The organism is Rhodanobacter sp. UC4452_H20 (assembly GCF_052978205.1).
In genome coordinates, this window is sequence record NZ_CM129662.1 from 3,537,659 (window position 1) to 3,562,067 (window position 24,409).

Here is a 24,409-nt window from a genome sequence, read left to right on the forward strand (position 1 = left end):
CGCCGGCTTGTGGCAAATCGCTGGCAGCGTGCTGCGACCGCTTGCGCCCGCGCGGCGCGCATAGCACGCTGCAGCCATCATCCAAGGAGTGCGCCATGGGCCGCAGCATTGCCATCGTCGAGGACGAACCGCTGATCCGCGCCAACTACGTCGAGGCGCTGAACCGTTTCGGCTACGACGCGCGCGGCTACGGTTCGCGCCAGGAAGCGTCCAGCGCGTTCGCGATGAAGTTGCCCGAGCTGGTCATCATCGACATCGGCCTGGGCGACGAACCGGAGGGCGGCTTCGACCTGTGCCGCGAACTGCGCGCGAAATCGTCGACGCTGCCGCTGATCTTCCTCACCGCGCGCGATTCGGATTTCGACGTGATCTCCGGCTTGCGGCTGGGCGCGGACGACTACCTCAGCAAGGACACCAGCCTGCACCAGCTGGCCGCGCGCATTGCCGCGCTGTTCCGCCGGATCGAGTCGCTGAAGGCGCCCGCCTCCAGCGAGACGGTGCTCGAGCACGGCCCGCTGAAGCTGGAGTCCGAGCGCATGCGCATCACCTGGAACGGCGCGGAAATCCCGCTCACCGTCACCGAGTTCTGGATGGTGCACACGCTGGTGCGCTTCCCCGGCCACGTGAAGAACCGCGACCAGCTGATGCGCGAGGCGGAGCTGGTGGTGGACGACGCCACCATCACCTCGCACATCAAGCGCATCCGCAAGAAGTTCGTGGCGGTGGCGCCCGAGTTCGACGCGATCGAGACGGTGCATGGCGTGGGCTACCGGTGGAAACCGTGAGCGCGCGTCTGTGCGTGGCGCTGGCGCTGTTGTTCTGCGCGGCGCTGACCTGGGCGACCGGTACCGACGACGACGTGCTGGCCCGCGGCGCCCGCGACGGCAACGCGCCGGCCTGGACGATCGCGGTGGCATCGCCGCCGGGCTGGACGCGCGACTGTTGCACCTACGCCCAGGCGATCGGCGTCAACGCGGTGCTGTACCAGGGCGAGTGGAGCGGCAAGCCGCAGCGGGTGATGGTGCTGAACGTGTGGCCGCGCGTGCTGAGCAGCCTGGCCGCCGAGGTGCAGGCCGACCGGAAGCGCTACCTCCAGCTCGACCCCGCCGGCAAGGCCGCCAGCTTCGCCGTGCGCCATCCGCACATGTCCTGCGAGGCCAGCGTCTACGAAGGCAGCGACCACGTGGACGACGTGCTGGTGTTCTGCGACCCGGGCCAGGCCAGCGGCATCCGCTACAGCTGGTCGATGGCCTTCGATGACGGCGACCCCACGCGGCGCGCGCTACTGGATGACTTCATGCGGGTGGTGATGGCCTCGCGCTACCAGCGTGCCACGGCACCGGCCGATGCCCGCTGAGCGACGGACCGGAGCGGCATGAGCCTGCGTCGCAAGCTGCTGCTGGTGGCGCTGTGCACGCTGGCGCTGCCGGTGGCCGGCTGGTTCGACGTGCGCCAGATGGAGTCGCTGCTGCGCGACGGCCAGGCCCAGGCCCTGGTGGCCTCGGCGCAGGTGGTGGCGCGCAGCCTGGTGGTGACCCGTGCGTTGCCGCCGGCCGACGGCCCGAGCTGGTACGTGCAGGAGGCGCCCACGCCGATCACCGTCGACGGCTACGGCGACGACTGGGCACCGCTGACGCCATGGAGCCAGCCGTTCGCGCGACGCGGACAGCTGTTGCTGGCCGAGGATGCGGACGGCTTTTACCTGCATGCGCAGATGGCCGACACCCACCGCACCCGCGCCGATGCCGAAGACGCGAACGCGCTGCTGGCCGACCATCTGATTCTCGCCCTCGGCAACGCCGCCGGCCAGCGGCGCTACCTGCTGGCCAGCGCGGCACCGGGGCCGCTGCAGGCATTGCCGCTGGACCCGCCGGTGCCCGGCCTGCCCGATCAGCTCGGCGCGAGCTGGCAGGAGGACGGCAGCGGCTACCAGGTCGAGCTGCGCCTGCCGAGGCAACCGGCGCCGAGCCGCCTGGGTATCGGCGCCTATGACGCCAGCAGCGGCGGCGATCGGCAGGCCGTCGAGTCGCGCCCATTGCGCCGCTACTCGGCGGTGCTGTCCGGCGAGCTGGCGCAGCTGGTGCCGACAGGTGTGCAGGCGCGCGTGCTGTCACCGGCCGGCTGGCTGCTCGCGCGCAGCGGCCGCCTGCATGGCAGCAGCGCGGCCGAGCGTGACCCGGGCTGGTTTGCCTCGCTGGTCTATCGCTCGCTGCTGGCCACTCGCCTGGACGACGCCAACCTGTGGGCACAGGACGTGCCGCGGCTGGATACCCGCGAAGTGGAGCAGGCGCGCGCCGGCCATGCGGTCAGCCGCTGGCGCCACGGCGAGGAGCGCGGCAGCGTGGTGCTCGCCGCGGCGGTGCCGATCGAGCGGGCCGGCCAGGTCGAGGGCGTGCTGCTGCTGGAGCAGTCCAGTCGCACCGTGCCGCTGCTGGCCAACCGCGCGCTCTTCGGCGTGCTGCTGACCAGCTTCGTCGTGCTGCTGCTGGCCGGCGGCATCCTGCTGGCGTTCGCCACCCGGCTCAGCCTGCGCCTGGCGCGGCTGCGCAATGCCGTCGAGCGGGCGCAGCGCAACGATGGACGTCTGGACGGCCAATTGAATCCGGACCGCTTCCCGATGATCGACGCACCGGACGAGATCGGCGATCTCGCCCGCAGCTTCGAGAAGCTGTTCGTGGCCGTGGGCAGCTACACCGATTACCTGCGCACGCTCGCCTCGAAGCTGTCGCACGAGTTGAACACGCCGCTGGCGATCGTGAAGTCCTCGCTGGACAACCTGGAACACGCGCTGCAGCAGCACGCCGCGCTGCCGGAGCCGGCCAAGCCCTACCTGGAACGCGCCCGCGACGGGGTGGCGCGGCTGGGCGCATTGGTGCGGGCGATGAGCGAGTCGAGCCGGATGGAGCGCTCGATCGAAGCGGCCGAGCCCGAGGATGTCGACCTGTGCGACGTGGTGCGCGGCTGCGCCGACGGCTACCGCCCGCTGGTCGGCACGCGCCGGCTCGATTGCCGCCTGCCGGATGCGCCGCTGCCGCTGCACGGCGCGCCGGAACTGATCGCGCAGGCGCTGGACAAGCTGTTCGACAACGCCCTCTCGTTCACCCCCGCGCAGGGCTGGCTGCGGCTGAGCCTGCGTGCGCTCGACGGTGGCGCCGAGATCGAGCTGGCCAACCAGGGCCCGCCGCTGCCCGCGGCGATGCAGGGCCGCTTGTTCGATTCGCTGGTCAGCCTGCGCGACAAGGCGGTGCCCGGCGAGGCGCCGCACCTGGGCCTGGGCTTGTACGTGGTGCGCCTGGTCGCCGAGCGCCATGGCGGCAGCGTCAGCGCGCGCAATCTCGACGACGGCAGCGGCGTGGCGTTCACCCTCACCCTGCGCGGCATGCCGCGGCAGCGGCTGGGCGGTTAAAGCTTCGCCGCCGTGTGCCGCTATCCGGACATCTCGGCTTCCCGCGGAAATGTCGCCATGGATGTCCCCAATCTCAGCCGGCAACCCTATCGCCGCCCGCCGCTGTTGCGTGCCACCGATCCGCAACGCATGAACTGGCTGTGGCGACTGGTGTGCGAGCTGGCCGAGTTGCGTCCCGCGGATGTGGTCGAGGCGTTGCATGCCGCGCAGATCCCGGTCGACCTGGCGCGTGCGCGCAGCTGGGTGGTCAGCGACCGCGACGACGGTTTCTTCCCGATCTCGATCGCCGAGCTGGAACGCAACGTGCGTGCGCTGCTGGCCTTGCGCGAGGTGATGCGCGAGAACCAGGCCTTGCTCGCGCTCGCCGGTGGTGCGGAGGCGTCGGCAGACATGGCGGCGGATGCCGCGCCGGCAGTGGAGCCGGTGACCGAAACCGCCTGAGCTTCAGCCCCGCGCTGACGAGCCCGCCGCCGCGGGCGTGGTGGGCGTGGCCATCGCGCTGGCCGCATGCGCCGGCACGGCGCTGGCCGATGCAGCGGGCGCCGCGCTGGATGCCGCTGCCGGTGCCGCCGTGGTCGCGGCCGCCGCAGGCAAGGCCGCCGTGCCGCCGGAGGCCGGGACCGACGTCGCCGCCGCGGGCGTCGAACTGGCGCTTGCCGTCGGGGTGGACGCGGCCATGGCGGGCGCTGCCGCGGCCGAAGTCGCCGCTGCCGCTGCCGCTGCCGCGGTGGTGCTGTTCGCCGGCTGCGCATGGCCGACCGCTGCCGCCGGCGGGGAATCGTCGACGTGCGTATCGGCGCCCCAATTCAGATAAGCCCACGCGGCCACGCCGACGAGTGCCAGCAGCAGCAACATGCGACCCAGCCGCGAGCGTCGTGGCGGGTGGCTTGTGGTCTCGGCTGGCGGGGCGGCGACGTCGGCTTCGCCGACGGGCTCGTCCGACGACGGATTGATCAGGGCATCGTCTGTCGCCATCTCGTCGCCAGGCACCGGCGGCTCGACGGCCGCGGGCGACGACGCGGTGGGCAATGGCGGCGGCAGGCCGGGCGACGCGCTCACGGCCGCGGGCGCAGGCGGTTCATCGTCGAGCGGCTCGATGGGCGCCGCGGCGAAGGCTTCGTCGACGGGCGCGGCCATCACCTCGTCGAATGCCTGTGCCGGCGGGGGCGAGGACTCGTACTCCAGCGGCTCCGGCCAGATCTGCCATGCCAGGCTGCCGTGCAGCCGATACGACTCGCCCGGCGCGATGAACGCGTCCAGCGCCGACCGCGGCAACGGCCCGCGGCTGCTGCCGTCGCGGTCGATGTACGCCAGTTCTTCGTCGCCGGGGAGCGCGTGGGCATCGACGTGCAGGCCCTGCAGCAACTGCGCGATGCGCTCGGCGCTGGAGCGGTCCAGTTGCTGGCGCACGATCCGCGGCAGCGCGGCGACCACGCGCCGGGAAAATTCGTCGTGCTCCATCCTCAGCGCGGCCGCCACCGGCGCCCACGTCGACGCCTCGTCCGACGCACCGGCCCGCAAGCCGCACACTACGACGCAATACTGATCCACGCACGGTCCCCTGTAGCCCGACCGTCGAGAGTAGACCGCCGCCACCAGCGTATCAAGCGCGCCGCGGCGGCGCCTGCGCTTGGCCTACAATGTTCGTTTCCCCTTCGTGACCACCCGGAACCGCGACCCGTGAGCTCTCCCGACCCCATCAGCCGAAACGAATTCGACGCGCTGGCCGCCCGCGGTCACACGCGCATCCCGCTGGTGCGCGAGGTGTTCTCCGACCTCGACACGCCGCTGTCGGTGTACCTGAAGCTCGCCGACGGTCCGTATACCTTCCTGTTCGAGTCGGTCGAGGGCGGCGCCACCTGGGGGCGTTATTCGATCATCGGCCTGCCGGCGAAGCGGGTGTTCCGCCTGCGCGGGCATGAGCTGGAAGTGGAGGATTCCGGCGAGATCACCGAGCGCCGCCATCTCGACGATCCGCTGGCGGAGATCGAGAAGCTGCGCGCGCAGTACGACGTGCCGCAGTTGCCGCAACTGCCCGCATTCACCGGCGGCCTGGTCGGCTACTTCGGTTTCGAGACGATCGGCTACATCGAGCCGCGGCTGGCGCAGTGGGACCGCCTCGACGAGCTGGGCACGCCCGACGTGCTGCTGATGCTGGCCGAGGAGGTGGCGGTATTCGACAACCTCAAGGGCCGGCTGTACCTGATCGTGCACGCCGATCCGTCGCAGCCGCACGCCTACGCGCAGGCGCAGCGACGGCTCGATGCGCTGGTCCATCGGCTGCGCCAGGGCGGCGCCTCGTATCCGCAGCTGACCCAGTCGGTCGCGCTGGACGAGAGCGACTTCAAGTCCTCGTTCACCAGGGACGAGTTCGAGGCGATGGTCGAGCGCGCGAAGGAATACATCCGCGCCGGCGACATCTTCCAGGTGGTGCCGTCACAGCGCCTTTCCGTGCGCTTCAACGCGCGGCCGGTGGACGTGTACCGCGCGCTGCGCGCGATGAATCCCTCGCCCTACATGTACTTCGTCGATCTCGGCGACACCCAGATCGTGGGTTCCTCGCCGGAGATCCTGGCGCGGTTGAAGGGCGGCAAGGTGGTGGTGCGCCCGCTCGCCGGCACGCGCAAGCGCGGCGCCACGGAGGAAGAGGACCGCGCGCTGGAAGCGGAGTTGCTGGCCGATCCGAAGGAGCGCGCCGAACACGTGATGCTGATCGACCTCGGCCGCAACGACCTCGGCCGCATCAGCGAGACCGGCAGCGTGGAAGTGGGCGACTCGTTCGCGATAGAGCGCTACTCGCACGTGATGCACATCGTCTCGCAGGTGCAGGGTACGGTGCGCGAAGGCCTGAGCTACATGGACGTGCTCAAGGCGACCTTCCCTGCCGGCACGCTTTCCGGCGCGCCGAAGGTGCGCGCGCTGGAGATCATCCAGGAGCTGGAACCGCACAAGCGCAACATCTACGGCGGCGCGATCGGCTGGATCGGCTGGTGGGGCGACGCCGACACCGCCATCGCGATCCGCACCGCGGTGATCCACGGCGGCCGCCTGCACGTGCAGGCCGGCGCAGGCATCGTGTTCGACTCCGACCCCGCCGCCGAGTGGGAGGAGACGATGAACAAGGGCCGCGCGTTGTTCCGCGCGGTGGCGCAGGCGGCGAAAGGCTTGTAGGGCGGTCCCGGCAAAAGTCCGCGGCGAACCGGACAGTCTCGCTCAGGGGGCGACGGCAGCCCGCGTTGCCGCCTGCACCGGGTGGCCGGCGAGCCGGGCCGCGTAGAGCGCGGCGCCGTAATGCGGCGCGTGCAACGGCGGCCGCAGGTCGAAATCCGTGCTTGCGGCGGCAAGCGCCTCGCGCAGCGGTGCCAGCAGCAGTTCGTCGGCATTGAAGGCGCCGCCGGAATGGGACACCGGTACGGTTTCGCCGGCTTCGAAGTGCAGGGCCAGTCGCAGTGCGTCGCAGATGCCGGCCAGCTCGTGGCCGGCGTCGCGGAAGATGGTGGCGGCCACGCCGTCGCCGGCCCGTGCCGCCTCGGCCACCTGGCGCGAGAGCTGCGCCAGGTCGCCGCGGGCGTAGGAGTTGCCGCCGTAGACATGGGCGCAGATGTCCAGGTCGTTGTCGAGCTGGAAGTGCGCGTTGAGGATCGCGTGCAGCGGGCCGCGGGGCAGGCGCCCGTCGCTCATGCGCGAGTAGGCGTTGAGTCCGCGCATGGCGATCCAGTAGGCCGAGCCTTCATCGGAGAACGCCTCGCCCCAGCCGCCGGCGCGGGCCGCGAGGCCCTGGCGTTGGCCATAGCCGATCGAACCGGTGCCGGCGACGATGTTGATGCCGTCGGCGCAGCCCAGCGAGCCGGCCCAGCCACACACCATGTCGTTGTCGCAGGTGTAGCGGTCGTGGCCGAGGATCGCCGCGGGGCACGCCTGCAACAGCGCGGTGGCGCGGCTGTCCTCGCCGTAGGCGGGCAGCCCGAAGAAGGCATGGCCGATGTCGGCCAGGGTCCGGCCGGCGGTGCCCAGCACCGCGGTCACGCCCTCGGCCAGGATGGCACGCACGCCGTCCAGCCCGACATGGGGATGGTAGGTCGTGCCGAGCTCCGCTTCGCCGAGCAGTCGGCCGTCAGCGTCGATCAGGGCGAAACGCGTTTTCGTTCCGCCGCCGTCCACGCCCAGGTAAGTCACCCGATTCATGCGCTCAGAGCGTACAGGCGCACGCCCTGCACGACGCGGTTCACCAGGCCCGCGGGGTTGGGATTGTCGGGCGTCACGCCGATGGCGCGCGAACGGAGGAAGGCGTGGATCTGCGCGATGGCGAGGTACGGCCACAGCAGATCCGCATCGGCGGCATCGGCCATCGCCGGCACCGTGATGCCGTCGGCGCCCGCGGCAGCGCGCGGCTGGGCGTTCACCTCGATGATGCGCGCCGCGCGGCCGTCGCGACGCAGCTCGTCCACCAGGTCGAGGTCGTAGCGGCGGGTCAGCGGGTCGTTGGACACGAAGACCATCACCAGGGCGTGTTCGGTGACGAAGGTCTTGGGCCCGTGGCGGAAACCCAGCGGCGACTCGAAGCAGGTCGCCACCGCGCCATTGGTGAGCTCGCCGAGCTTCAGCGCCGCCTCGCGGGCCAGCCCCTGCAAGACGCCGCTGCCGAGGTAGGCGACGCGGTCGTACTGGCCGCGCGCCAGCTCGTTCAGTGCCGGCAGCGATCCGGCGATGACCCGCGCGGTGGCATCGGCAATGGCGTCGATGCGCGCGTCCATGCTGCCGGTTGGCAACAACGCGGCCATGGCCGCGTACATCATGCAGCTGAAGCTGGAAGTCATGGCGAAGCCGGCGTCGTGCGTCTCGGCCGGCAGCAGCAGGGTCATCGAACGGGCAACCGGCGCCTTGCCCAGCGCACCGTCGGCATTGCAGATGATCGCCAGGTGGCGCACGTCGCGCACCAGGGACTCGGCGAGTTCCACCGCGGCCAGGCTTTCGGGGCTGTTGCCGGAACGGCCGAAGGAGACCAGCAGCAGTGGCTGTTCCGGCTCCAGATACAAGCGCGGGGCGCACACGATGTCGGTGGTCGGCACCGCGTCCACGCGGGCGGCCAGCCGGCGGTCCAGCAGCGGCGCCACGCACTGGCCGATATAGGACGAGCTGCCGGCGCCGGTCAGGATCACCCGCGCGGCAGGGTCGTCGATCAGCGGGCCGGCAAACGCCCGGATCTGCGCATGCAGCCCGGCCACCAGCGCGTGGGTCCGCTGCAGCATCCGTGGCTGCTGCTCGATCTCGCGTGCGGTGCAGAGCGCGCCCGCGGCGGTCAGCTCGGACTCGGACGCGCCCAGGTATTCAGTGGATGTCATGGTCATGGCAGGCATGGTGGTAGTCGTCGAGTGCGGCACTGATGTGTGCCATGGTCAGGGAGAGCGGGTCGTTGGTCGCGCCGCCGGTGCGCAGCGCGCGCAGCGCGTGCGGCAGGAACTGGCTGATCAGCGGCAGCGGCGGCGGGGTCGCGCGCAGGTTGTCGAACAGGCGCTGGCAGGCCTGCTCGATCACCGGGTCCGGCCAGTAATAGCGGATGCGGTCGCTGAGGCTGTATTGCAGGTCGATGGTCAGCGCGTGGCCCTCGCCGTGGTAGTAGCGTCGCCAGTAGCCGGGCTGCTCGCGCATGCGCGCCAGGGTTACCTCGCGCAGGCGTGCCCGACGCGCATCCCCGATCCACTCCTGCTCGATCGCGTCCAGCGCCCACAGCGCCTCGCGCAGGGCGAAGGTCAGGCCGGGGCCGACCTTGAGGATGGCGAAATGATCGCGTACCAGCGCCGCCAGCGCGTCGCGGGTCTGGTAGTCGGTCGAGTGCGCCTCGAACACCATGCCCGGCACGCCGGTGATGGCGTGGCTCAGTTCGCGCGCTTTCGACGGGTCGTAATCCACCACGTCGTGGTGATCGAACTCCACGCCCGGTTGCACCACGGAGGCGATCACGCGTTGCCATGCGGCGTCCAGCCCCGCGGCGGCGAAGGCCTGGCGATGCGCCTCGATCGTGGCCAGCGCGGCTTGCGGCGTGGTCACGGCGAGGCCTTCGATGGCCTCGGTGGCACCGCCGGGCACCGGTACCTCGGTGCCGATCACGTACACCGGCGCCTCGCCGCCGGCCTGCGCGTGAGCGACCTCGGCGGCCCGGCACAGGCGTACCGCACGGCGCACGATCTCCGCCTCCGGCAGCGGCTCGGGATCGCCGCGGCAGGCCATCGAGCAGTCCAGGTGGATCTTGCGGAAGCCGGCGGCCACGTACGCGGCCACCATCACCTCGGCCTTGTCCATCGCCGCGTCCGCGTTCAGCGACGTCCACGGGTTGGGCCCCAGGTGATCGCCACCCAGCGCGATGCGCGCGCGGTCGAAGCCGACGCGGTCGGCGATCGCATGCACGAAGGCGACGAAATCGGCCGGCTTCATCCCGGTGTAGCCGCCGTCCTGGTTGACCTGGTTGCAGGTGGCCTCGAACAGCACGAATGCCTGTCCCGTGCGTTGCGCGTGGCGCAGGCCGGCTTCGATCACGAGGGGATGCGCGGAACAGATCGAGGTCACGCCACCGGCGTGTCCCTGCTTGTGACGGGCGATGAGCTCGGAGAGGACGTGCATGGGGACGGAGTCCATTCGGGGGAGGGGGTGGAAACGTCGGGATCGCCCTCGGCTTCGGCCACGGCCTCGGGTTCGAGTGCCAGCAGCAACGAGGCAATCAGGGCCAGCACCAGGCCGATCATTTTCAGCGGGCCCGGCACGATGCTGGCGAACACCAGCGCCAGCGCGGCGGTCACCAGCGGGGCACCGGCATTGGTCAGCGGCGCCACCACGATCGCCTTGCCGTGGCGGAAGGCGTAGACCAGGGTCAGCGCGCCGATGGCGTTGAGCAACTGGATCGCGGCGGTCATCCACGGGCCGTCGATGCCGGTGTTGATCGGCTGCGACCAGTCGGTCATCGCCAGCGCCACCGGCGCCAGCAGCAGGCCGCCCAGCATCATGTAGAAGAAGATGCTCTCGGCGCGCACGGTGTGGTTGGCCAGGCGCATGAAGTACGCCTGCACGCCCCAGGCCAGCATGATCAGCAGCGACTGCAGGAACCAGCCCAGTCCGCCGCCGGCGCTGCGGCCGAACGACAGGTCCAGCATCGGCAATGCCACCAGCGCCAGCACGATGCCCAGCGCGCCGCTCCAGCCGGTGCGCTCGCGCAGGAACGCAAAGGACAGGGCGATCGTCACCACCGGCGACAGCGAGATGATCGGAAACACGAAATACGCCGGCCCGATGGTCAGCGTGTGGAACAGCAGCATCTGCCCGCCGGCACCGAGCAGGCCGATGGCCATGCCGTAGCCGATCGCGCGCGGTGAATGCTCCAGCGTCCAGCCGCTGCGCCACAGGATGTACAGCGCCGGCGGGATCATGGTCAGCGCCCACACGCAGTACACCAGCGTTTCGGGAAAACCGTGCTCGGCCGACAGCGGCGACAGCGCGCCCCACACGCCCCACAGCGCGACGGTGGCGACGGCGAAAACCAGCCAGGGGCGACGGCGCGGCGCGGCGATCGCACTGGCGGCCAGGCTCATGCCGGCGTCCCCAGCGGCGTGGCCTGCAGCAGCACGAAGTGCCTGAACGCCACCGGCAGGTTCGCCGCAGTGGCCTCCACCTCGCCAAGGTCGACTTCGTTGAACAGGTCGCGCACCTTGTAGCGTCCGGCGCCAAGCCCGCGCAAGGGCACCTTGCCGTTGAACCGGTCGGCGTAGAAGGCGTAATACATCGCTCCGTCCTTGGCGATGGCGTGCGCCTCGGGCTTGTCGAAGCCGATGTCGTACAGCGTGCCCAGGTATTCGCCCTTGGGCAGCATGTGCTGTTTGTACAGGGCCACCCACTTGCGCCACAGCGCCTCTTTCTCCGGGTTGAGGACCAGGCCGCCCGGCGGCAGCGGCTCGGAGGGATGCTCGGTGTCCTTCGGCCAGGTGAACTTGGTGGAGGGAATCGCGCCGATGCCGACGGTGGAGGCGAAGTCGTCGCCGCGATCGGACAGTTCCACGTGGTCGCCCGCATAGCTGCTGCGCGAGCCCATCAGCGCCTTCATGCTCTTGCCCTTGCTGCGCACCTGCCACGAAGAGGTCGGGTCGGACGCCGGGTACTGGTCGGTGGCCGGCAGGTTGTGGAAATCGAAAGCCGTGCCGCAGGGGCACAGCTCGACCACCGCCTGCGGGTTGGCCTCGTGCGCCGCCTTGTGGATGGCCTGCCAGAACGTGGCCAAGCCTTCGACTGAATCGCCCGGATGCGCATGCTTGTGCGCGGGGTTGTAGCAGGGCGCCACGGCGTTGAGGTGCTGGCCGTCGAACTTGATGCCCTCGAAGCCCCAGTCGCCGATGACCTTCTTCACCAGGGCCACGTAGAAGTCGACGGTGGGCTGGTAGGCCGGGCACTGAGTGAGCGCGTTCCACCAGGTCACCTTCTGGAACCCGCCGTCCTGGTCCAGCAGCAGCATGTCGGGATGGTCGTGCAGCACGTCGCTGCCCGGGTCGGCGGCCAGCGGCGCGATCCACAGGCGCGGATGCATGCCCTGGGCGCGTATCTTCGCGGTGAAGTCGCGCATGTCGGCTTCGCCGCGCGGGAACTTGCGCCTGTCGATGCGCCAGTCGCCCTCGTTGGTCTGCCAGCCGTCGTCCATCACCACCCAGCCGAAGCCCAGTTCGCGCGCTTTCGGCAGCGTGTCCAGGATCTGCTTGACGGTGAAGTCGCGGCCGTAGCCCCACGCGCACCACACCGGCGCAAAGGCCGATTCCGGAGCCCGCGGCGCCTCCAGGCCCTCGGCCTGCATGTATTGCCGGTACTGCAGCAGCGGCGCGAAATGATCGCCGGTGTGCACCGCCAGAAAAGTGCGTTCGGTGACCAGGGCCTGGCCCGGCGCCAGGGCGGATGCCTGCAGCGATTCGACCGCGATGTGCGCGCCGCGGTCGGTCTTGCGCACCGGCAGATCCAGCGGACGCACCACCGGCTCCACATGACCGACTGCCAGGCCGACGTCGCGGCGCCAGATGTTGGCCACCGGCGTGCCGCCGCCGTAGTCGGACGAATCCATCGCCAGCGTATTGCGCTGGTCGAACCCCGCGCGCAGCGGCTGCACCCAATCGCGGCGATCGGTGTGGGTGGTGCCGGAGAAGCTCCAGAAGCCGCCGGGCGCCTCGGCCAGTTCATGCGCGGCATTGCGCCAGCCGGCGACCTGCACGGCGGTGCTGCCCAGGTTGCGGTAGCGCGTCTGCAGCACGGCGAAGCCGGGAAGACCGTCGAAGAAGGTCAGCGCCACTTCCTTTTCCAGGTTGCCGGAACGGCCGGTGACGATCGACTGGTGACCGCTGCCGTGACGCGCGTCGGCGATCGGTTGTTCCCGGTGGCCGGTGATGGCGAAGTCGTCGACCGCGCCATCGGCCAACAGCAGGCTCTCGCTGGGTTGCCACGGCGTGAGCGGCTTGCCGCGGACCACCAGGCGCGTGTGCAGGCGGTGATCGAAGGCGATCGCCAGTACTGCATCGCCGGCGGTGGCGCCGGTGCCGCCATCGGTGCGGCCGGCACCGGGATAGCCAGGCCGGGATGCCGCCAGCGCCTTCGGCAGCATGAGCCACGCCGCGCCACCGGCCACGCTGCCGGCCACGAGCTTCAATACAGTGCGTCGTCCGATCGGGCGCATGGCGAATTCCTCTTGAGACGTCGTCCCGATTCTGCGTCAGCCGTTGCTCTTGATGCAAGCGTTTCGTTTCGGTATGGTTCGAAAATGTTTCGTTATATTGCCGAGGTGGACCGATGAACACGATCTTCCGTCCCGCCGTCCTTGCCCTGTTGGCCATCGCGGCAGCCCTTTCCAGCGCCTGCGCGACGGCGAGCCGGCATGCCGCGGAAAGTTATTCGATGGCCGACTTCGGCCAGGTGCGCAAGTTCGACGCCCACGTCCACGCCAACACGCCCGATCCGGCATTCCTCGAACAGGCGCGCGCGGACGGTTTCGAGTTGCTGTCGATCAACGTCGACTATCCCGACTTCCCGAGCATCGCGCGGCAGCACGCGGCCGCCGTGGCCCTGGCGGCAAGGGACCCGGCGCATTTCCACTGGGCCACCACCTTCTCGATGAAGGGGTTCGGCACGCCGGGCTGGACCGAACGCGTCGACGCGAAACTTGCCCGCGACGTGGCGGCGGGCGCCTTGGCAGTGAAGATCTGGAAAAACGTGGGCCTCGCGGAGCGGAGCGCCGACGGCAAACTGATCATGCTCGACGATCCGGGCCTGGCGCCCGTGGCCGAGCAGGTGCGCGCGCTCGGCGTGGCCCTGATCGACCACCAGGGCGAGCCGCGCAACTGCTGGTTGCCGCTGGACCAGATGACCACCGACAACGACCGCGAGTACTTCAGCAAGCATCCGGAGTACTACATGCACCTGCATCCGGAGATGCCGCGCTACGAGGATCTGATGGCGGTGCGCGACCGCTTCGTGGCCGCGCACCCGAAGCTGCGCTTCGTCGGCGCGCATCTGGCCAGCCTGGAGTATGACGTCGACCGCATCGCCGCCTTCCTCGACCGTTTTCCCGATGCCACCGTGGACATGGCCGCGCGCATGAGCCAGGTGCAATACCAGTCGGTGCGCGACCGCGAGAAGGTGCGCAACTTCTTCATCCGCTACCAGGATCGGGTGATGTACGGCACCGACCTGACCTACGGCCCCGATGCCGACCCCGCCGAGTTCCGCCGCGAGGCGCACGCGGCGTGGAGCTCCGACTGGCGCTACCTGGCCACCGGCGAGACGCAGCACGTGGACATGATCCACGCCGACGTGCCGGGCCTGGCGCTGCCGCGCGCGGTGATCGACAAGATCTACTACGGCAATGCGATGCGCGTGTTCGTCAGGCCGGGCACCTAGGAGCCCGCCTGCGGGCGATGCCTTTGAGCCGGGATAAGGCCCTTCGACAAGCTCGGGGCAGTGAATGGGGGATTGGGGATTTGCGGGAGCGTCAGGAGCATCGCCGGCGAGCGGGCTCCTGCGGCGGCGGCGCTCTCATGCTTTTGCGAATCCCGAATCCCTGCTCTCAGGCCAGCAACAACTCGAAACCGAGCTGATGGCTGGCCTGGATGATGTCCTCGGGTGCGCCGGTGTCCGTGATCAACACGTTCAACGCGGTGACGGGGATGATGCGATGCAGACAGACCTTGCCGAATTTCGAACTGTCGGTGATGGAAATGACCACGCGCGCGGCCTCCACCATCTTGCGGTTGAGCAGGGCCTCGGGCTCGTAATGCGTGGTGATGCCGCGTTCGAGGTCGAAGCCGTCCACGCCGAGGAACAGCTTGTCCACGTGCAGCGCATCCAGCGCCTCGACCGTCAGCCCGCCGTAGAACGCCATGTTGCGCCGGCGCAGTTCGCCGCCGAGCATGACGAGGTTGATGCTCGGCTTGGATGCCAGCGCGGTCAGCACGCCGTAGTCATTGGTGACCACGGTGATGTCGATATCCGGCAGCGCCTTGGCCAGCTGGATGGCCGTGGTGCCCGAGTCGATGGCAACGGTATCGCCGGGCTTGATCAGGGTTGCCGCGCGCACGCCGATGCGGCGCTTCTCGGCCAGGTAGCTGGTGATCTTCGCTTCGTAATTGGGTTCGGCGGGGCTGCCGTTGCCGATCACGCCGCTGTCGATCGCGCCGCCGTAGGCGCGCGCCATCACGCCGCGCTCGGCCAGGTAGCGCAGGTCCTTGCGCACGGTCTGCGCGCTCACGCCGAAGCGGTCGGCAAGCCTGCTGACCTGGACGCTTCCATGCTGGCGGACGAGTTCGCTGATCTGGAGGCGTCGTTGACTGGTGTCGCGAGTGGCGGCCATTCAAGGGTTCCGATGGATGGAGAAATTATGCCGCATTTCGTTGTATTTCGCTATTGATACGAAACGAAACATGTTATAGGCTCGGTTTCGTTGTTTAGATGCAAGGTCCGCCATCGCGCCCCCAGGAGAGAGCCCTTGAACGCCGCTTCCTTTCACCGAAACACACTGTCTTGTGCCGTCGCCCTGGCTCTGCTGATACCGGCGGCGGCGTTCTCCCAAACAGCCCAGACAGCGCCTGCCAGCGCCGCCACGACGCCGAGCCCACGGGCGGTCCCGGTTGACCAGGCCACGCCGCGCGCCGCCACCGAGCTGGCCACCGTGGTGGTCACCGGCGAGCGGGGCAGCATGGCGCGCTCGACCGAACTCAAGCGCGATGCCGGCACCGTGCAGGATTCGATCAGTGCGCTCGAACTGGGCATGTTCCCCGACGACAACGTGGCCGACTCGCTCAGCCACATTACCGGCGTGGCCATCTCGCGCACGGCCGGCGGCGAGGGACAGAAGGTCAGCGTGCGCGGCCTCGGCCCGGAGTTCACGCTGACCACGTTCAACGGCCGCATCCTGGCGACTGATGGCGCCGGTCGCGACTTTGCCTTCGACGTCCTGCCCGCCGATGTGATCAGCGGTGCCGACGTGATCAAGGGCGCGCAGGCCTCGCTGACCGAAGGGGGCATCGGCGGCCTGATCAACCTGCGTTCGGCCAGCCCGTTCGACCGGCCCGGACAGCACGGCATCGTGCGCCTGGAGGGCGATCGCAACCAGATGTCCGAACTCAACGGACACAAGTTTTCGGCCGCCTACAGCAACACCTTCGCCAACGACACCGTCGGCGTGCTGCTGGGCGTGGTCAAGGCCAAGCGCAAGGATCGCACCGACGTCGCCGGCAACGACGGCGGCTGGACGCGCAACCCCGACCCCAACGATCCCAACTGGTACGGCAACGCCTGGGGCGGCAACATCGACCTCAACGGCAACGGCGAACTGGACCCGGAAGATTACGGCCTGATTGCCCCGGGCCAGTTCCGGGTCGGCTCGATCCTGGAGGACAAGAAGCGCAGCGCCTATTCCGGCAAGATCGAGTGGCGTCCGAACGACCGGGTGCGCATCGTGGTGGATGGGTTGAAGACGCGCCTGGATTCGCCGCAGGTGTCCTTCCAGCAGTCCTACTACCCGCTGTTCGCGCCGGGGCGCTGGTCCGACATCACCGTGCAGAACGGCATCGTCACCGGTTTCACCATGGACAACCCGGACCCGGAGCTGCGGCTCAATCCGGAACTGCTGAACCAGACCCAGTACCGCGTCGTCGATACCGCGCTGTACGGCATCAACGGCGAGTGGAAGGCCACCGACGACCTGACCCTGACCGGCGACCTGTACCGCTCCACCTCGGAGCGTCGCTCCGGCGGCCAGGACACCTACGTCGTGCTGCGCATGAACCAGCCCAACACGGCCCGCATCACCCTCGGCCCGTATGCGGTGCCCAACGTCGACGTCAAGTTCGACGACGGCCGCGACCTCATCTCGGGCCTCGCCAGCGGCCAGTTCAGCGATTCGGACTTCAACACGCACTACATGGAGTTGAGCGGCGACAACATCCGCGACGAGATCACCGGCGGCACCGTGGCCGGCAAGCTGTTCGTCGGCAAGTGGGGCGTGGACAACCTGCGCTTCGGCGTGACCCGCACCGAGCGCGAGAAGTCGCGCGACCTGGTCAACAACACCCTCAACGGCGGCGCGGACTACTACTCCGAGGACAACGCCATCAACGTGGCCGACCTCGGCGGCAACGTGATCTCGCACTCCTTCCACCTGCCGCACTTCATGTCCGGCGTGGGCAGCAGCTTCCCGCGCAGCTTCCTGGCCTTCGACGTGCCCAACTACCTGGCCCGGCTGCAGGCCTACAACGGCAATCTCCGCCCGGACGGCACGCCGTACGACTACGCGCTGGCCGGCCCGCAATGGAACCCGCTGCAGAGCTACCGCGTCAGCGAGAAGACCAACGCGTTCTACGTGCAGGCGGACATGTCCGGGGATCGCTGGGAAGGCGACGTCGGCGTGCGCCTGGTGCAGACCGATACCCGCGCCCAGGCCTGGGACGCCAAGATCCTGAGCATCACCGAGAACGGGCCTTTCAACTACACCGCCCAATACGACGCGCCGACGCCGGTCGTCCAGGACGCCCATTACAGCTATCTGCTGCCCTCGGCCAACTTCACCTGGCATTTCACCGATCAGTTGCAGTTGCGCGCCGGCGCGGCCAAGACCATGGCGCGTCCGGCAGTGAACCAGCTGGCGCCGACCAACACCACCGAAAGCGTGTCGTGGGGCGAGTTCACCCAGGTCTACGGCGGCAACGCGGACCTCAAGCCCTACAGTGCGGCTCAGGGCGACCTGTCGCTGGAGTGGTATTTCGCCGAGCACTCCGTCGCCAGCCTGGCGGTGTTCTACAAGCGCATCACCAACCAGATCACCACCAGTTGGGAAACCGGCCAGGACATCGGCGTGCCGGGTTACCTGTTCAACATCATGCGTCCGATCAATGGCGACCACGCCAGGGTGAAGGGCATGGAGATGAGCCTGCAGCACTTCTGGAACAACGGTTTCGGCGTGCGTGCGCAGTACACGCGCAACCTGTCCACGAGCTGGGTGGACGGCGAGCAGCGGCCGCTTGAAGGCATCGCCCCGGCGACCTATTCGCTGGGCGTGATGTACGAGAAGGGCAAGTGGTCGGTGGGCGCCAACGCCGACCGCACCAACGGCTTCGTCACCGCGATCAACGTGCTGGGTACCGGCTACAACGAGCAGGCCGACGCGATCACCTGGGTGACGGCGCACGTCTCCTACAAGTTCAACGACATGATCAGCGTCAGCCTGGACGGCCAGAACCTGCTGGACAAGGCGCAGACCTACAGCATCAACGGCAACCCGCTGCTGTCGCAGGGCTATTACCGCTATGGCCGTTCCGTCAACCTGGGGGTGGCGCTGCGCTTCTAGGGCGGCGCGCGCCGGCGTGCCCGACTTCCCGGGCACCGCGTGGCGCGTGGGTTTGATCTGCATGGCTTGATCCGCATCGGGAGGGGGCGAGTGTCGCGCCCTCCCGATGCGGCTTCCCGCAGGACGGGCTGCGCAAACGCAATTTCTTGCAGGCTTTCGCGTCGGCTTGGTACGTTATATCGTTGCGTTCCGATCTTTTCCTCAAGACGCGCACGCATGAAAACCCCGCGGTCCGATTGTCTGCTGGCACCGTCGCGATGACGGCCGCGATGATCAGACGGGCAGGCGGGTCGCTGCTGGCGGTCGTCGCGGTGCTGGCGATCGGCGGCTGCGCGGTGGGGCCGGATTTCCGGAAGCCGGCGGCACCGGATGTTGCCAGCGTGGCCGCCGGGCCGCTGCCGGAGCGCACCCCCGGTGCGAATGTCGCCGGCGGGCAGCCCCAGCGTTTCGTTTCCGGCGGCGACATTCCCGCGCAGTGGTGGACGCTGTTCCATTCGGCCGCGCTCGACGCGCTGATCGCACAGGCGCTGGCGCACAACCCCGATCTCAAGGCCGCACAGGCCGCACTGGCGGTGGCGCGCGAGAACACCCGCGCCGGACGCGGTGCGTACGCGCCAAGCGTCAGCGCCGGCTTCTCGGCCAGCCGCGAACAGGACCCGCCCGGCGCGCTGGCGCCGGTGCCAAGCAACAACGCGTACCTGTACAACCTGTTCACGCCGCAGGTCAGCGTGTCGTACGTGCCGGACGTGTTCGGCCTGAACCGGCGCAACGTGGAATCGCTCAAGGCGCAGCAGCAGGCGGTGCGGTTCCAGATGCTTGCCACCCGCATCACGCTCAGCGCCAACGTGGTGGTGGCGGCAGTGCAGCAAGCCTCGCTGCGCGCGCAGGTCGCCGCGACCCGCGAGCTGATCGCGACCAACGCGAAGATGGTCGAGCTGCTGCGCTACCAGCTCGTCAAGGGCTACGCGGGGCGGCTCGATCTCGCCGCGCAGGAATCCCAGCTGGCCCAGTTGCAGGCCACGCTGCCGCCGCTGCTGAACCAGCTGGACCAGCAGAACCATCTGCTGGCCGTGCTGGCCGGCGAACTACCCGGCGAGGCGGCGCCGCAGGCGTTCGACCTGGCCAGCCTGCATCTGCCGCAGCAGCTTCCCGTGAGCCTGCCCTCGACCCTGGTGGCGCAGCGCCCCGACGTTCGCCAGGCAGAGGCCAACCTGCATGCGGCCAACGCGCAGATCGGCGTAGCCATCGCGAACCGGTTGCCCGACATCACGCTGACGGCAAATGCAGGCAGCAGCGCGCTGGCGATCAAGCAGTTGTTCAAGAGCGGCACCGGCTTCTGGAGCCTGGGCGCGGATCTGGCCGCCCCGATCTTCCAGGGCGGCAGCCTGCTGCATCAGGAGCGCGCGGCCAAGGCGGCCTACGTGCAGGCGGCCGAGGAATATCGCGGCACGGTGCTGACCGCGTTCCAGAACGTGGCCGACACACTGGCCGCGCTGCAGCACGATGCCGAGGGCCTGCAGGCGGCGGCCAGGGCGGCGGACGCGGCCAAACTCGCGCTGGAAATCTCGCAGCGCCAGTACCAGGACGGCTACGCCAGCTACCTGTCGCTGCTTGGTGCGGAGCAGGCCGACCAGCAGGCGCGCATCGCGCTGGTGCAGGCGCAAGCGAGCCGCTATGTCGACACCGCCGCGCTGTTCCAGGCCATGGGCGGCGGCTGGTGGCACGACGCCGACACCCACTCCACCGATGCCGCTGCCACCCGGGATAGCGATGAAAAATAGACCATCCTCCGCGCCGACCCGGCGCGCGCCCGTCCTGTTGTCCGCGCTTGTGCTGCTGGCCGCGTCGACGCTGGCCGCCTGCTCGTCGAAGGCCGCGCCGCAGGCCGCCGCCGACACGCCGCACAACGTGACGCTGACCGCTGCGCAGCGCCAGCACATCCATCTGCTGACCATCGAACGCAGCAGCTTCCATCGCAGCATCGAAACCAGCGGTGTGGTGGATTTCGACCACGACCGCGCCACCCAGGTGCTGGCACCGTTCTCCGGCCCGGTGACCGAGGTGCTGGTGAACCCGGGCGACAAGGTCAAGGCGGGGCAGCCGCTGGCGCGGGTGGATTCGCCCGACTTCGCCGCCGCCGTCGGCGCGTATCGCAAGGCGCTCGCCGCGGCGCATGCCGCCGACCAGTTGGCGGCGACCGATCGTGACCTGTACGCACACCAGGCGATCTCGCAGCGCGAGCACGCGCAGGCGCAATCCGATGCGACGGGGGCGGATGCCGATCGCGACGCCGCGTTGCAGGCGCTGCTGGCCCTGCATGTCGATCCGCAAACCATCGCGGCGATACGCGAAGGCAAGCCGGTGGCGCATGGCCAGGGCGTGATCCGCGCCCCGATCGCCGGCACCGTGGTGGAGAAGTCGATCGCGCCCGGCCAGTTGCTGGCGGCCGGTTCGACGCCCTGCTTTACCGTCGCCGACACGTCGAAAATGTGGGTGATGGCGCAGCTGTTCGGCGACGACCTGGCGGCGGTGAAGAACGGCGACGCGGCCACCGTCGAGGTCGGCGGCGATGACGCGGCGATGCCCGGCAAGGTGACCAACGTCGGTGCCGTGGTCGATCCCGATACGCGCTCCGTCGGCGCCCGCGTGCTGGTCGACAACCCGGACGGCGTGCTCAAGCGGCAGATGTACGTGCGCGTGAAGATCCGCTCCGGCGATGCGCGCACGGGCTTGCTGCTGCCGGTGTCGGCCGTGCTGCGCGATGACGAGAACCTGCCGTTCGTGTACGTGGCGGCGGCCGACGGCGGCTACGCGCAGCGCACGATCACGCTGGGCGGACGCGTGGGCGATGCCTTCGAGATTCCCGACGGCCTGCACGCCGGCGACAAGGTCGTGGTGGACGGCGCGATCTTCCTGCATTTCATGCAGACCCAATGAGCGCGCAGACCCCACCCGAGGGGCTGCCGCCGCGCCCCGCCTCGCTGATCAACCGCATCGTCGCGTTCGCGCTGCAGCAGCGCATGCTGATGGTGCTGTTGGCGCTGGGCCTGGCCGCGGCCGGCGTGTGGTCCTACAACATCCTGCCGATGGATGCGTACCCGAACCTGTCGCCGCCGATGGTCGACATCGTCACGCAGTGGCCGGGGCATTCGGCCGAGGAAGTGGAGCGGCTGATCACGGTGCCGGTGGAGCTGGGCATGAATGCCATCCCCGGCATGGTGACCAAGCGCTCCGTGTCGCTGTACGGCCTGTCCGACGTCACGCTCGGCTTCGCCGACGGCACCGATCCGTATTTCGCGCGCCAGCGCGTGCGCAACCGCCTGCCGGATGTCGAACTGCCCGACGGCGTGTCCTCGTCGATGTCGCCGATGTCGCCGCCCTCGGGGCTGGTGTACCGCTACGTGCTGCAGAGCACCGACCGCTCGCCGATGGAGCTGAAGACGCTGAACGACTGGGTCGTCGCGCCGCAGTACCGCTCGGTGCCGGGCGTGGCCGACGACTCCGGTTTCGGCGGCGGCACCATGCAATACCAGGTGCTGCTCGATCCGGTGAAGATCGCCGCGCTGGGCATGTCGGTGGCGCAGGTCGAGGCCGCGCTGGCGGCCAACAACGGCAACGCCGGCGGCGGCTTCTACACCCAGGGCGGGCAGTTCTTCTACGTGCGCGGGCTGGGCCGGCTCGAGACCGTGCAGGACATCGGCGACGTGGTGCTGGCGGTGCACGACGGCACGCCGATCCTGGTGAAGAACGTGGGCACCGTGCAGGTCGGCATCGCGCCGCGGCTGGGCGAGTTCGGCTACATGGACCAGGACGACGCGGTGGAGGGCGTGGTGCTGGCGCTGACCGGCTCGAAGACCGAGAACGTGTTGCAGCGGGTCGAGGCGAAGACGCAGGAGCTCAACCGCGACGTGCTGCCCGACGACGTGAAGATCCACCCGTTCTACGACCTCACCGACCTGATCGGCCAGACCAAGGCGGTGGTGATGCACAACCTGCTGCTGGGCATGGCGCTGGTGATCGCGGTGCTGATCTTCTTCCTCTACGACGTGCGCGCGGGGCTGATCGTGGCGGTCACGATCCCGCTGGCGCTGCTGTTCGCCTTCGTGTGCCTGGACCTGAAGGGCGCCTCGGCCAACCTGCTGTCGATCGGCGCGGTGGATTTCGGCATCCTGGTCGATGGCGCGATCTTCATGGTCGAGAACATCTTCCGCGAGCTGGCCGCGCGGCAGGGCAGCGAGTTCAGCATCAGGGAAGTCATCCAGGGCGCCGCCTCGGAAGTGGACCGCCCGCTGGTCTACGCGGTGGCGGTGATCGTGGCCAGCTTCCTGCCGATCTACGTGCTGACCGGGCCTTCCGGCACGCTGTTCAAGCCGATGGCGGACACCATGATCTTCGCCCTGGTCGGCTCGCTGCTGGTCACGCTGACCCTGCTGCCGGTGCTCTGCGCGCTGTTCATGCGCCGTGGCGTGCGCGAGCGGCGCAACGCCATCTACGACAGGTTCAAGACGTGGTACGTGCGCGGACTGGAGCGCCTGCAGCAGCACGCGTGGCGCGTGACCGGGGCCTCCCTGCTGCTGCTGGTGATCGCGCTGGTGATGATGCGCGGCATCGGCGCCGAGTTCATGCCGCACCTGGACGAAGGCTCGCTGTGGGTGCGCGCCACCATGCCGTACACCATCTCCTTCGACGAGGCCTCGAAGATCTCGCCGCAGATCCGGCGCATCCTGCGCTCCTTCCCCGAGGTCACCACGGTGGGCTCCGAGCTGGGTCGCCCGGACGACGGCACCGATTCGACCGGCTTCTTCAACGACGAGTTCTTCGTCGGCCTGAAACCGTACGCGCAGTGGGACGGCAAGTACCGCAGCAAGGCCGACCTGATCGCGGCGATCGACAGGAAGCTGCAGGTGTTTCCCGGCATCCAGTTCAACTACACCCAGCCGGCCGAGGATGCGGTGGACGAGGCCGAGACCGGCCTGAAAAGCTCGCTCGCGGTGAAGATCTACGGCCCGGACCTGCACGTGCTGCAGGCCAAGGGCAAGGCGATCAAGCAGGCGATGGAAAAGGTGCGCGGCATCACCGACCTGACCCTGGTCCACGAGCTGGGGCAGCCGAACCTGTCGATAAAAATCGATCGCGCCAAGATCGCGCGCTACGGGATCAACGTCGAGGACATCAACAAGCTGATCGAGGCGGCGATCGGCGGCGACGTGGCCACCGAGGTGGCGCAGGGAGAAAAGCAGTTCGACCTGCTGGTGCGGCTGCAGCCGCAATACCGCGACAACCCGCAGCAGATCGGCGAGATCCCGGTAGCCACGCCCGGCGGCCAGCAGATTCCGCTGAAGGAGCTGGCCGACATCAGCATCGCCAACGGCGCCTCCTTCATCTATCGCGAGAACGGTTCACGCTACATCGGCGTGCAGTTCTCGGTGAGCGGACGCGACCTGGCCGGAGCGGTGAACGAAGCGATCGCCCGGGTCGGCCGCGACGTGAAGCTGCCGCACGGCTATCGGCTGGAGTGGGGCGGCGAGTACAAGGAGTACACCGCCTCGCGCGCACAGATGAACGTGATCCTGCCGCTGACCCTGCTGCTGATCTTCGGCCTGCTGTTCGTGCTCTACGGCAATTTCAAGTTTCCGTTCATCACCGTGGCCGGCGTGCTGCTGTCCGCACCGTTCGGTGCGATCGTGGCGATGTGGCTCACCGGCACGCCGTTCTCGGTGTCCTCGGCGATCGGCTTCATCGTGCTGTTCGGCGTGTCGGTGCTGACCGGCGTGGTCTACATTTCCTGCGTCAACGAGCTGCGGCTGGGCGGCATGGACATCGCCAGGGCGGTGCACGAGGCGGCGATCCTGCGCCTGCGTCCGATCACCATGACCGCGCTGGTGGCCGCGCTCGGCCTGTTGCCGGCAGCCATCGCCAGCGGCGTCGGCACCGATTCGCAGCGCCCGTTCGCGCTGGTGATCGTGGCCGGCATGCTGTCGCGATTGCTGATCGGCATGTACCTGATGCCGGCGTTGTATGCGCTGGTCGCACGGCCGGGCGACCGGTTGCAGGTGTAGGGCGACCGCACGCTTCCATTTTCGCCGGTATTCGCGGAAGAGCAGGCGGGCAGTGCCCGCCCTACGCCTGCCGCCGGGTAGGGCGGG

General features: G+C 69.0%; 17 protein-coding genes. 10 read left to right on the top strand and 7 right to left on the bottom strand.

Annotated features, from left to right (window positions below):
- Nucleotides 1–95 precede the first annotated feature (95 nt).
- The 4 genes from pdsR to ACVCMC_RS16305 are packed head-to-tail and all read left to right on the top strand — an operon-like array spanning nucleotide 96 to nucleotide 3,847.
- Nucleotides 96–785, top strand: a complete 690-nt coding sequence (gene pdsR, locus ACVCMC_RS16290) for a proteobacterial dedicated sortase system response regulator (RefSeq protein ID WP_447098052.1) — start codon at nucleotides 96–98, stop codon at nucleotides 783–785.
- Nucleotides 773–1,357, top strand: a complete 585-nt coding sequence (locus ACVCMC_RS16295; RefSeq protein ID WP_447098053.1) for a hypothetical protein — start codon at nucleotides 773–775, stop codon at nucleotides 1,355–1,357. Before pdsR ends, ACVCMC_RS16295 begins: the two co-directional genes overlap by 13 nt.
- Before the next feature lie 18 nt (nucleotides 1,358–1,375).
- Nucleotides 1,376–3,406, top strand: a complete 2,031-nt coding sequence (locus ACVCMC_RS16300) for an ATP-binding protein (protein ID WP_447098054.1) — start codon at nucleotides 1,376–1,378, stop codon at nucleotides 3,404–3,406.
- A 57-nt stretch (nucleotides 3,407–3,463) separates the two neighbouring features.
- Nucleotides 3,464–3,847 carry a hypothetical protein gene (locus tag ACVCMC_RS16305; protein ID WP_447098055.1) on the top strand — a complete coding sequence of 128 codons (384 nt, stop codon included), beginning with the start codon at nucleotides 3,464–3,466 and terminating at the stop codon, nucleotides 3,845–3,847.
- Nucleotides 3,848–3,850: 3 nt separating this feature from the next.
- On the opposite strand, the gene ACVCMC_RS16310 is transcribed toward ACVCMC_RS16305, so the two are convergent.
- Entirely contained in the window at nucleotides 3,851–4,867 is a 1,017-nt protein-coding gene (locus ACVCMC_RS16310; RefSeq protein ID WP_447098056.1) for a hypothetical protein, read from the bottom strand.
- Nucleotides 4,868–5,086: 219 nt separating this feature from the next.
- Between ACVCMC_RS16310 and trpE the strand changes: the two genes are divergently transcribed.
- Nucleotides 5,087–6,577, top strand: a complete 1,491-nt coding sequence (gene trpE / locus ACVCMC_RS16315) for an anthranilate synthase component I (protein WP_447098057.1) — start codon at nucleotides 5,087–5,089, stop codon at nucleotides 6,575–6,577.
- Between the two features lie 42 nt (nucleotides 6,578–6,619).
- On the opposite strand, the gene ACVCMC_RS16320 is transcribed toward trpE, so the two are convergent.
- The 5 genes from ACVCMC_RS16320 to ACVCMC_RS16340 are packed head-to-tail and all read right to left on the bottom strand — an operon-like array spanning nucleotide 6,620 to nucleotide 13,100.
- Nucleotides 6,620–7,591, bottom strand: a complete 972-nt coding sequence (locus ACVCMC_RS16320; RefSeq protein WP_395120190.1) for an N-acetylglucosamine kinase — start codon at nucleotides 7,589–7,591, stop codon at nucleotides 6,620–6,622.
- Nucleotides 7,588–8,754 carry an SIS domain-containing protein gene (locus ACVCMC_RS16325; protein ID WP_447098058.1) on the bottom strand — a complete coding sequence of 389 codons (1,167 nt, stop codon included), beginning with the start codon at nucleotides 8,752–8,754 and terminating at the stop codon, nucleotides 7,588–7,590. Before ACVCMC_RS16325 ends, ACVCMC_RS16320 begins: the two co-directional genes overlap by 4 nt.
- Nucleotides 8,735–10,024: a D-tagatose-bisphosphate aldolase, class II, non-catalytic subunit gene (locus ACVCMC_RS16330; protein WP_447098059.1), complete on the bottom strand. Its 1,290-nt coding sequence runs from the start codon at nucleotides 10,022–10,024 to the stop codon at nucleotides 8,735–8,737. The genes ACVCMC_RS16325 and ACVCMC_RS16330 overlap by 20 nt, the downstream gene beginning before the upstream one ends.
- Nucleotides 9,967–10,986: an EamA family transporter gene (locus ACVCMC_RS16335; RefSeq protein ID WP_447098060.1), complete on the bottom strand. Its 1,020-nt coding sequence runs from the start codon at nucleotides 10,984–10,986 to the stop codon at nucleotides 9,967–9,969. Before ACVCMC_RS16335 ends, ACVCMC_RS16330 begins: the two co-directional genes overlap by 58 nt.
- A complete protein-coding gene (locus tag ACVCMC_RS16340; protein ID WP_447098061.1) occupies nucleotides 10,983–13,100 on the bottom strand; it encodes a glycoside hydrolase family 36 protein in 2,118 nt (705 codons plus the stop codon). The genes ACVCMC_RS16335 and ACVCMC_RS16340 overlap by 4 nt, the downstream gene beginning before the upstream one ends.
- A 113-nt stretch (nucleotides 13,101–13,213) precedes the next feature.
- Here ACVCMC_RS16340 and ACVCMC_RS16345 point away from each other — a divergent pair, with 113 nt between their 5' ends.
- Nucleotides 13,214–14,320, top strand: a complete 1,107-nt coding sequence (locus ACVCMC_RS16345; RefSeq protein ID WP_447098062.1) for an amidohydrolase family protein — start codon at nucleotides 13,214–13,216, stop codon at nucleotides 14,318–14,320.
- Nucleotides 14,321–14,486: 166 nt separating this feature from the next.
- Here the strand turns inward: ACVCMC_RS16345 and ACVCMC_RS16350 are convergent, their stop codons facing one another.
- Nucleotides 14,487–15,269 carry a DeoR/GlpR family DNA-binding transcription regulator gene (locus tag ACVCMC_RS16350; protein ID WP_447098063.1) on the bottom strand — a complete coding sequence of 261 codons (783 nt, stop codon included), beginning with the start codon at nucleotides 15,267–15,269 and terminating at the stop codon, nucleotides 14,487–14,489.
- A 135-nt stretch (nucleotides 15,270–15,404) separates the two neighbouring features.
- Between ACVCMC_RS16350 and ACVCMC_RS16355 the strand changes: the two genes are divergently transcribed.
- From ACVCMC_RS16355 to ACVCMC_RS16370, 4 genes are all read left to right on the top strand, one after another.
- Entirely contained in the window at nucleotides 15,405–18,263 is a 2,859-nt protein-coding gene (locus ACVCMC_RS16355; protein WP_447098064.1) for a TonB-dependent receptor, read from the top strand.
- Nucleotides 18,264–18,532: 269 nt separating this feature from the next.
- On the top strand, nucleotides 18,533–20,044 hold the full coding sequence (locus ACVCMC_RS16360; RefSeq protein ID WP_447098065.1) for an efflux transporter outer membrane subunit: 1,512 nt from the start codon (nucleotides 18,533–18,535) through the stop codon (nucleotides 20,042–20,044).
- The gene (locus ACVCMC_RS16365; protein WP_447098066.1) at nucleotides 20,034–21,200 is read left to right on the top strand and encodes an efflux RND transporter periplasmic adaptor subunit; all 1,167 of its coding nucleotides are present in this window, start codon (nucleotides 20,034–20,036) and stop codon (nucleotides 21,198–21,200) included. Before ACVCMC_RS16360 ends, ACVCMC_RS16365 begins: the two co-directional genes overlap by 11 nt.
- Complete coding sequence (locus tag ACVCMC_RS16370) at nucleotides 21,197–24,322, top strand: efflux RND transporter permease subunit (RefSeq protein WP_447098067.1); 3,126 nt, start codon at nucleotides 21,197–21,199, stop codon at nucleotides 24,320–24,322. The genes ACVCMC_RS16365 and ACVCMC_RS16370 overlap by 4 nt, the downstream gene beginning before the upstream one ends.
- Nucleotides 24,323–24,409: the final 87 nt, after the last annotated feature.

What these genes read in the sequence shown, in the direction of transcription:
- ACVCMC_RS16360 (WP_447098065.1), top strand. Translation starts at nt 18,533, where the DNA reads ATGATCAGACGGGCAGGCGGGTCGCTGCTGGCGGTCGTCGCGGTGCTG.
- pdsR (WP_447098052.1), top strand. Translation starts at nt 96, where the DNA reads ATGGGCCGCAGCATTGCCATCGTCGAGGACGAACCGCTGATCCGCGCC.
- ACVCMC_RS16345 (WP_447098062.1), top strand. Translation starts at nt 13,214, where the DNA reads ATGAACACGATCTTCCGTCCCGCCGTCCTTGCCCTGTTGGCCATCGCG.
- ACVCMC_RS16310 (WP_447098056.1), bottom strand. Translation starts at nt 4,867, where the DNA reads ATGGAGCACGACGAATTTTCCCGGCGCGTGGTCGCCGCGCTGCCGCGG.
- ACVCMC_RS16370 (WP_447098067.1), top strand. Translation starts at nt 21,197, where the DNA reads ATGAGCGCGCAGACCCCACCCGAGGGGCTGCCGCCGCGCCCCGCCTCG.
- ACVCMC_RS16365 (WP_447098066.1), top strand. Translation starts at nt 20,034, where the DNA reads ATGAAAAATAGACCATCCTCCGCGCCGACCCGGCGCGCGCCCGTCCTG.
- ACVCMC_RS16305 (WP_447098055.1), top strand. Translation starts at nt 3,464, where the DNA reads ATGGATGTCCCCAATCTCAGCCGGCAACCCTATCGCCGCCCGCCGCTG.
- ACVCMC_RS16325 (WP_447098058.1), bottom strand. Translation starts at nt 8,754, where the DNA reads ATGACCATGACATCCACTGAATACCTGGGCGCGTCCGAGTCCGAGCTG.
- ACVCMC_RS16320 (WP_395120190.1), bottom strand. Translation starts at nt 7,591, where the DNA reads ATGAATCGGGTGACTTACCTGGGCGTGGACGGCGGCGGAACGAAAACG.
- ACVCMC_RS16350 (WP_447098063.1), bottom strand. Translation starts at nt 15,269, where the DNA reads ATGGCCGCCACTCGCGACACCAGTCAACGACGCCTCCAGATCAGCGAA.
- ACVCMC_RS16330 (WP_447098059.1), bottom strand. Translation starts at nt 10,024, where the DNA reads ATGCACGTCCTCTCCGAGCTCATCGCCCGTCACAAGCAGGGACACGCC.
- ACVCMC_RS16335 (WP_447098060.1), bottom strand. Translation starts at nt 10,986, where the DNA reads ATGAGCCTGGCCGCCAGTGCGATCGCCGCGCCGCGCCGTCGCCCCTGG.
- ACVCMC_RS16340 (WP_447098061.1), bottom strand. Translation starts at nt 13,100, where the DNA reads ATGCGCCCGATCGGACGACGCACTGTATTGAAGCTCGTGGCCGGCAGC.
- ACVCMC_RS16300 (WP_447098054.1), top strand. Translation starts at nt 1,376, where the DNA reads ATGAGCCTGCGTCGCAAGCTGCTGCTGGTGGCGCTGTGCACGCTGGCG.